Consider the following 3,428-nt stretch of genomic DNA (forward strand, 5'->3'; position numbering starts at 1 on the left):
GCTGGCGGCGGACCTGATAGCGAAGTTCCTCGGGCGTATCGCCAATCCCCTCTTCCTTGCCGTCCTTCTTTTCGAGGCTGGGTGGCAGGAAGGTGCTGTCACAGTGCCCTCCGGTCGCGCCGAGCGCGTAGCCTGCCGGAACGATGCGCGGCCCCGTTGCATAGCCCGCGTCGATCGCCTGTTTGAGCCCGATATCGTTGCGGTCGCTCGACCCGAGGTTGCGGACCGTGGTGAAGCCCGCGCCGAGCATGTCGTTGGCATTCTTGACCGCGGTCATGCCCCAGAAACTGTCGGTAAACTCGAGGCCGCGATAGCCGCCGATATCGGCGGGGCCGTCGAGATGGACGTGCATGTCGATCAGACCCGGAACCAGCGTCCTGTCGCCAAGGTCGATATGCTTGACATTCGATCCCCAGCGTACCGTGCGCGCGTCGGCGATGTTCGTGATGCGGCCATCGGCGGCAACGAAGATGGCAGGAAAGTCGACCGTCTTGCCGGTCAGCACGTCGATGTAGCGCGCTGCGGTGATCACGGTCTGGCCGGTACCCTCCTGTGCCTGCGCAGGCAGCATGGAGGACGCGAAAAACGCCGCCGAGCCCAAAGCGATTCCCCGCAGAAAACTGCCAAACTTCACTCGCGATTGCATATATGTCCGCCCCCGATTGTTGCCTGCCATGCTGATGGCAAAAAGCAGCGGGGTAGGACAGCGGAAAATCGGCGGGGATACCGGATTGTTCAGCCGAGCCCCTTGCGGCCGAAACCCGTCGAACGGACCGGGGCTGATTCCGGGGTGTCGATCGAAATCGCAGAGCCATTTTCGGCGGGCGGGGCCTCGCCAGGCTGATCGCGCTTGCGCATATAGTTGGCAAAGACCGCGTCGGCGTCGAACGATGGTTCGTCGGAGACTTCGCCGGGCTTGAGTCTGGCGTTGAAATCCTTCCCCGGCACGCGGTTGACGCCTGTCGCGGCGCGGAGCAGCTTGATGATCAGCGGCAGCGCGAAAAGCAGGCCGACTAGCGACAGGCCGATCACCGTCGGGCCGAGGCCGATACCGACAATTCCGTCGATCGATCCACCGCCAACGCCGATAAAATGACGCAGCAGCCAACCGATATAGACGAGCGGTAAAAGGCCGGCGATTACCGCCGCCATTTTCCCCAGGCTGTTATTCATGTCGAAGCCCCTGTCATTCGGGGAACTTCGTAGCAGCGAGGGTTTACGATTCCCTTAGTGCCGCGGGCCGCGATTCGCCGCGCGCGCGTACCCACCACGCACCAAGCAGCGCGAACGCCGCGCCGAGCATCGTGCCGCCCATTATATCGCTCGCCCAGTGGACGCCGAGCATGATGCGCGAAAAGCCGTTGAGGACGATCATCGCACCGGCGAGGCTCCACGCCGCGCGGCGCCAGCGCAGCGGGGCGAGCCAGGCGAGCAGCAGGTAGACGACCGCCGCGCTCGTCGCATGGCCGCTGGGGTAGGAAAAGCTCGTCTGATGATCGAGATGGTCGATCAGGTCGGGCCGCGCGCGGCCGAAGCCGAGCTTCATCACGCTGGACGCGAGATTCGAGAGCAGCGACGCCCCGCCGAGCGCGACAGCGCAGCGCGGGCCACACCAGTGCCAGACAAGGCCACAAAGCAGGATGACGATGATCCAGCGCGGCGTCCCGCCGCCGATCCAGCTCGCCGCCTGCATGAAGGATATGAAGGCCGGATCGCTTTCGTCGACGCGCAGCGAAAGCATGTGCGAAACCTGCCAATCGGTGGCCCCGGTCCAGCCCGCACCGACCGCGAGGCCAAGCAGGATCGTCGCGGCGATCAACGCCGCGGATGCCGTCAATAACCGGGATCCAACCGCCATCCGTCAGCCCTCGTTCCACGTGCGCCGCGATTGGCGCCATACATCGAGATGGTCGGCAAAGCGGCGAAGCTGTTCCGTCCCGCCGTCGAGATCATTGTCGATCAGCCTCAACTCGCGGGTCACGCTCCCGGCGCGATAGCGAAGATAGAGACCATGCCGCAGCCGGGCGCCGAGTTTTACCGAACCGGAGGCGTCGCCCGGCAGACGGTCAGCGCGATCGAAGATGGCTTCGATGATCGCCTCCACGGGCAACGGACCGGCCTCCGCCCCGTAACTCGCGTGAAGGTGAAGACGGCCTCCTTCGGTCCTTGCCGCCACCTCGCGGGCTGCCGCGCGCAGTCCGTGCCGCCCGGCGTAGAAAAGACACACGCATCCGGCGACGACCAGCAGGGGCATCTTGAGCGGCGCCAGCGGATCGCGGTGCGGGGCAGGAGCCGGCAATTCGATGCCGGAGAGGTGCCGGGTCGGCGGCGGCGCCTCGCGCTCGGCATACATCAGGCACGCTACCGCAAAGGCGATCGCCGCCACTCCCAGGAAGAACAGCATCTTGATGACGCCGCCCGTCCGGGAAAAATGGAGGATCGACGGATTCAAGCGGCGATACCTCGTCCGGCCCTAGATGTGCAGCGGGCGTCCGAACGCCGCCAGCACGCCCTCGTGCATCGTTTCGCTGAGCGTCGGATGCGGAAAGACGGTGCCGATGAAATCATCCTCGACCAGTTCGGCGGTCTTGCCGATCGTATAGCCCTGGATCAGCTCGGTAACCTCGGCGCCGATCATGTGCGCGCCGAGCAGTTCGCCGGTCTTCGCGTCGAACACGGTCTTGGTGAAGCCCTCGGACTCGCCCAGCGCAATCGCCTTGCCGTTGCCGATGAAGGGGAAGGTGCCGGCCTTGACCTCGTAGCCGAGTTCCTTCGCCTTCGCTTCGGTCAGCCCGACGCTGGCGATCTGCGGGCGGCAATAGGTGCAGCCCGGGATGTTGCGCGGGTCCATCGCGTGCGGGTGATTGCCTGCGATGGCCTCGACCGAAATGACGGACTCGTGCATCGCCTTGTGCGCGAGCCATGGCGGTGCGGTGACGTCGCCGATCGCCCAGATGCCGGGGACGTTGGTGCGGCACATCGCGTCGGTGTCGATATGACCTTTCGTTGTCTTCACGCCGAGCGCTTCGAGCCCGATATTTTCGGTGTTCGGGGCGATGCCGATCGCGACGATCGCGTGGCTGAATTCGGCGCTTTCGACCTTGCCGTCCTTGGTCTTGATCTTCGCGGTGACGCCGCTCGCGGTGGCTTTCAGTTCCTCGACGCCGGCACCGGTGAAGATCGTCATGCCCTGCTTCTTGAGCGCCTTTTCGAGGAAAGCCGAGACGTCGGCATCCTCGACGGGTACGAGGCGGTCGAGCATTTCGACGACGGTCACGTCGACGCCCATGTCGCTGTAAAAGCTCGCGAACTCGATGCCGATCGCGCCCGACCCGATTACGAGGAGCTCGCTCGGCATTTCGGGCGGGGTCATGGCGTGGCGGTAGGTCCAGATGCGCTTGCCGTCGCTTTGCGCGAACGGCAGCTCG

General features: G+C 64.8%; 5 protein-coding genes. All 5 read right to left on the reverse strand.

Translation table 11 applies throughout. The features are described 5' to 3' along the window. Window positions 1–571, reverse strand: a 571-nt coding sequence (locus VGD20_RS11155) for an amidohydrolase family protein (protein ID WP_331134514.1), incomplete at its 3' end; no start/stop codon positions are given. Window positions 572–735: 164 nt separating this feature from the next. Beyond that, window positions 736–1,173, reverse strand: a complete 438-nt coding sequence (locus VGD20_RS11160) for a hypothetical protein (RefSeq protein WP_331134515.1) — start codon at window positions 1,171–1,173, stop codon at window positions 736–738. A gap of 43 nt (window positions 1,174–1,216) precedes the next feature. Continuing rightward, entirely contained in the window at window positions 1,217–1,837 is a 621-nt protein-coding gene (locus VGD20_RS11165) for a phosphatase PAP2 family protein (protein ID WP_331134516.1), read from the reverse strand. 24 nt (window positions 1,838–1,861) lie between these two features. Continuing rightward, the gene (locus VGD20_RS11170; RefSeq protein WP_331134517.1) at window positions 1,862–2,452 is read right to left on the reverse strand and encodes a hypothetical protein; all 591 of its coding nucleotides are present in this window, start codon (window positions 2,450–2,452) and stop codon (window positions 1,862–1,864) included. A 21-nt stretch (window positions 2,453–2,473) separates the two neighbouring features. Continuing rightward, window positions 2,474–3,428 (reverse strand): FAD-dependent oxidoreductase (locus tag VGD20_RS11175; RefSeq protein ID WP_331134518.1); only part of this gene is annotated, 955 nt, incomplete at its 5' end.

It is taken from the genome of Sphingopyxis sp., assembly GCF_036402335.1.
Taxonomy (GTDB): Bacteria; Pseudomonadota; Alphaproteobacteria; order Sphingomonadales; family Sphingomonadaceae; genus Sphingopyxis.